This is a genomic window from Loktanella sp. D2R18 (assembly GCF_003318235.1).
Lineage (GTDB): Bacteria > Pseudomonadota > Alphaproteobacteria > Rhodobacterales > Rhodobacteraceae > Yoonia.
The window spans coordinates 1-4,981 of record NZ_QOCG01000012.1 but is presented as its reverse complement, the minus strand read 5'-3'; the positions used below and the strand labels follow the sequence as shown (position 1 = coordinate 4,981).

Below are 4,981 nucleotides of genomic sequence, written 5' to 3'. Positions count from 1 at the left end.
TCACAGGCAAGCGCCAAAGCGCAGGTGCGGCAGCCGTACCAGGAACACCAAACAAGAACGCACCCGTGGACGTTTCGCGCATCAGCTCAATTGCGGCCCAATCCGTTGGGTTCAAAACAATGCCGTCCGCCGCGTAATCAGCGAGCGTCACCTGCAAGATCGCAAGGCGCAGACGCTCAATACGGTCTGTATTCGGCAGACCAGCAGCGGCAGCAAACGCTGTCGCTTCCGTAATCAGGCCCGATAGGTTCTGCCCAGTGCCGTCGCCGCTCAAGATTTGCGCCTCTTCGGCCAAATCAGTGCCGTAAGACAATTCGCCATCAATCTCGCCTGCAAGCTGCGTGCTATCACGCATCGCCTCTTCGCTGACATTGATGTGGTGGCCAATCTTTTTAACGCTCGCCTGCGCTTGTTCCCAGCCATAGGTCGATTCCGGCAATGCCGCGCCTTCAGCCGTCATCGCCGCATTGTTTGTCCGCAGCACCTGCTTGGAATAATCTACCGCCTTGGCCGCAGTTGGCACGACATTCAACAGGCCGCGAATGAACAATTGACGACGCGCGATGTTCACAGGCGTGGTGTCACGTTCCGTCCAGCTCAAACCACCGCCCGAGCCAGCAACTGATGTAATCGCAGCCTTTGGGTCAAATTTAAAGTTGCCCTGTGCGCCTGCCGCAGAATAGGCCTTGAACGCATCGCTATCGACCAATTCGCGGCCAGCAGAAACACGGCCCGATTTACCACCGGTCCCAGCACCAGCAATCGCCTGCGCCAAATCAAGATTGGACGTTTCAAGCGCTTCAAGCTTGCCTTCCAGCTTTTGGTGATTGGCTGAGGCCGCGTTGAAGTCGCCCAACACTTTGTCGATGGAAGCCTTCAGCTCATCGGTCAGCTTTTCGCCTTTGGCCGCAAGCTTGAGCGCCTCTTCAGCCTTGGGCATCACATCTTCGCGTAGCGCCTTAATGCTCGCACCAACTTCCGTCAGCTGCGCAGACACATTGCCCGCATCCGCGCGCGGCGCCTGCAGCAGACCGTCAGGTGTGTTTACGGCATGCGCCATCAGGGCGGGCACTGAAAGCGCCGCCGGTTTCATCGTTCTGTTCATAAGACTATCCTTTGAGTGATTTAACTTGCGCAAGAAGGTCCGCGACCCCTGCGTCGATAGCGGCAGCGCCAGACATGCCGGATGGGGCAGCACCAGACTTGCCCCCTTTCAAGCTGGCGAGAAGATCCCGGCCAGCAGATTTCGTAACACCCGCGCGCGACGCCATAACGTCAAACATCCGCTCTGCACGCAGCGCCGATGCAGCATCACCGTCATCATGCGACACGCGCACCTGGTCGCGCGGTAAAAAATCATCGGCAAAGCCCAGATCAACAGCGTCCTTGCCGCCAATCCACGTTTCCTTGTCCATCATATCCGTCAGCGTCTTGACGTCCTGACCACTGCGATCCGCATAGATCTCCGCCATTGAGGCATCAAAAGGTGCCAACCAATCAGCGACATCGCGCAGCGCATGCTGATCACCCATCGCAACAACCCAAGCATTGTGGATCATAAAGAAGCCAGACTTGGCGATTTGGATGTCATCCCCGGCCATCGCAATGAAGGATGCAGCACTTGCCGCCAGCCCGATGACCTTCACCGTGATCTTTGCCGGATACTCGCGCAGCAGATTGTAAATCGCGAGACCTTCAAACACATCACCACCCGGCGAGTTGATCGTGACCGTCACCGGCTGATCCCCCATGGCGCGCAGCTGCGCCGCGATCCGCTTTGCCGTCACACCCTCACCCCAAAAGTCTTGGCCAATCACATCAAGAATTGCGATTGCGTTCTCGGTCTCAGCCGACGCCCGCAAGTCAGGCGTCCAGCGCGACAGGGCCTGCTGGCTGATATCTGAGCGCACACCGGGTTTTGTGCCAATGTCAGCCGCTGGTAAATTGCGCAAACTCATGTCTCGCCCGCTTTCCTAATAAGTTGTTCCAATCCGGCCATCGCTGTCTGGGCCATCAGATCGTCAGCAGCGCCACCGCGCCGCTCTTCATTGAGTTTCACGCGCGCCTCATCACGGCTCATGATCCCGTTCGACACCATCTTGCCCAAGAACTCAGCCTTGGCCGTGCTGTCCATTTGCAGCATCGCATCGCGGTTCCATTCCCAATACCAAACGTCGCGTTTGTTTGCGGGGATCAGATCGCGATTGATCCGTGCCTCGATCCGGCGCAGCAGCGGGTTAATCCCCATCGTGCGCCAGGCAATCATGATCGATTCAACACCGCTGCCCCACATCGTTTGGCCGTCGCCCGCATGCCCGATCACAATCGGCGGCGTGCCAAACCAGCGGCAGATATCATCCACTTGGAAACGCCGGGTTTCCAACAGCTGCGCATCATCAGGGTTCATGCTGATCTGCTGGTATTTCAGGCCCGCCTCCAACGTCAGCGTCTTGCCCGCTTTCTTCGATCCAATGAACGTCGAGAGAACTGTCTGCAATTGTTCACGCTGTTCCGGTGACAGCGTTTGATCGGACTGGATCACACCGCCGACATTCAACCCATTTGCAAAGACCGTGCCCGCCGCCTCATCTGCGGCCAATGCAGACCCCAGCGATTGCACACCATACCGGATTACCGAAAGGCCAACGCCGTCACCCGCCCCAAACCCCGGAATATGAAAGACCTGATCCGCAGTGAGCCTGCGCAGCTTACCATGTTGATGCGTCTCAAAGACAACCGCGCCCGACCGCGTGATGCGGCGCTTGCAATTGAACAACGGACGCAAGCCAACCAGCCGATTTCCGACCATCAGCTTTTCGTTATAGGCATTGCCCTGCATCAAGATTTGCGCGGTATTACCTTCCCAAAATTCAAAACCTGTCTGGGCCCCATTGGGTTGGCCGGCCAAAATACGTGACAGATCATTCACCACCTTTTTGCGGCCACCATCTGCTTGGCGCGCGTAAAGTGCGCCCGGCAAGGATCCAATCAAACCGGAGGTCCGCGCCAGACAAGCCCAAACCGTTGAAAGCTGCAGCACGGATTCTTGGCTGACTTGCTGTCCCGATTTCGACACAGCCCCCATGACGTTGATCGCCTGCGCATTACTCAAAGTAATCCACCCGCCGTCGCCTGCGGCCATCTCAGCGCGCACACCGCGAACGGCTGCTTGAACAAACCGCCTCATGCGACCATCACCGGATTGGCAAGGAATGACCCGATGTCAACAAAACTGGATTGCGGGTTCATATCCATCAAGATCGTCGCATTGAACAGCGCGATCAGCGGATCGATCTTAGACACACCGGCCCGTTCTTTTGTAATCATGACGTTATTGCCCCGTGCTTCCGCTTTTGCGTTACCAACACACCAGGTCATCAAAGGCTGACCCGCATGCAGCAGTGTTTTATCCATCAAGCGGCGCTCGATGCCTTTGATGGCCCCACTTAATTTGAACCCCTGCCCGACCGCTGCAATCTGTTCGATGGTGAACCCCTCCAAAAGAAGCGCATCAACCAGCCCGGCCACGCCCCAAGGATCAAGACCGATCCCGCTTTCCGCTGGCAGCAGACCTGCGTCCCGCACCTGGGCGCAGAGCGCGACCATCCCATCAACATGCGCTGATGTGTCCGCCTCAATAATCAGATCACCGGTTGCGGCGAGATCCAGCAGCTTGGGCGCGATCTCTTTGCGGCGGTCCAAGACATCTGGACTGCACCAGGCTTTTGCCCAGGTCAGCCGCCGCCCCGTGATCTTTTCGCGGCCCAAAACGTTCAGCGATGCCAGATCATCCGCGCCGCCCATATCGCCGCCAATCACAGCGACTTCGCAGCGTTCAAGAATGGCATCGAGACTTAGATCATCGACTGTGCAACTGGGCCAGTAATCCGCCGCAAGCCAACGCTGGCTGTGCAACCCAATGCCAATCTCAACATTTAGATGCTGCGAGGCAAACAGCGCCATTGCATCAGCGCCATCGGTGACCGCCTTTTTGAACTCATCGCGCAGATAATCCAAAGACACTGAGACGTTCAGGTTCGGATTAATCAGCCCCCAGTTTTCTTCGTCGCGCCAAGCCTCATTCTTGGTCATTGCGGGCGGCAACTCGTAAAGCACGGCCAGAACCGGCAGATGTTCAACGCCATCGCGCACCGCACGCGCCCGCATGAGCTCGCGTTTGAACTGCCCTTGCGGTTCTTTCTTGGACTGCGTTGTGATCGTCAGCAAAAACCCTTCCGGGCGCGACGCCAATCCACCGCGCAACTCGGTCATAATCTCATCGGCTTTGGGTTTTGCACCCAAAACGTGCAGCTCATCGATCAAGATGAAGGATGCTTTTGACCCGGTCACCAGATCACCATCCGCTGAGACAATCGCGATGGTGGCCTCAGTGTTGATCAGCGTGATCATCTTTTGGTGGTTTTGCACATGGAACGTCTTTTGCAGAACCGGATCGAGCGCGATAATGCCTTTGCAGGTCTTAAACGAGATGCCCGCAATCTTTTGTGTCGGCGCAATCAAAAACAACTCAGCCTGTGGCCGGGTGTTCATAATCGCAGCCGTCATGATGATCCCCGCCGCAATCGCCGATTTGCCGTTCTTCTTTGGGATCAGCAAAAAGAACTCGCGCAGCATGCGCTTTTTGAGCTCCGGATCGTATGAGCCAAAGATGGTACGCACCAGGTCAAACACCCAATCTTCGCAAACCTCACCAAAGGTTGGCCGGCCTTCAAGATCGGGGATCCGCATGCGCTTGAAGATCACCAAGGCCTTTTGCGCAACCGCGTCGAACAGAGGCAAGGTTGGGATCAGGCTTTCGCGCCGCACAAGGCGCTGCTCCCAATCGGGCACCGCCGTTGACCAGTCTGATGCGTTGATATGAGCTGTCATCAGTGCGTTATCTTTTGCGGCAGCAAATCGCCCCAGCCGTTATCTTTGCCCGCGTCACCAGCCGCCTGGATGCGTTGTTGTTTCACACCGA

4 protein-coding genes are annotated in these 4,981 nt (G+C 56.9%); all 4 read right to left on the bottom strand.

Annotation, left to right across the window (positions count from 1 at the left end):
- The coding region (locus DS901_RS08715; RefSeq protein WP_147249887.1) for a phage major capsid protein at positions 1-1,105 on the bottom strand (1,105 nt) is incomplete at its 3' end.
- 4 nt (positions 1,106-1,109) lie between these two features.
- Entirely contained in the window at positions 1,110-1,958 is an 849-nt protein-coding gene (locus DS901_RS08710; protein ID WP_113776560.1) for a head maturation protease, ClpP-related, read from the bottom strand.
- Entirely contained in the window at positions 1,955-3,187 is a 1,233-nt protein-coding gene (locus tag DS901_RS08705; protein ID WP_113776559.1) for a phage portal protein, read from the bottom strand. The genes DS901_RS08710 and DS901_RS08705 overlap by 4 nt, the downstream gene beginning before the upstream one ends.
- On the bottom strand, positions 3,184-4,890 hold the full coding sequence (locus DS901_RS08700; protein ID WP_113776558.1) for a terminase large subunit: 1,707 nt from the start codon (positions 4,888-4,890) through the stop codon (positions 3,184-3,186). Before DS901_RS08700 ends, DS901_RS08705 begins: the two co-directional genes overlap by 4 nt.
- Between the last annotated feature and the right edge of the window lie 91 nt (positions 4,891-4,981).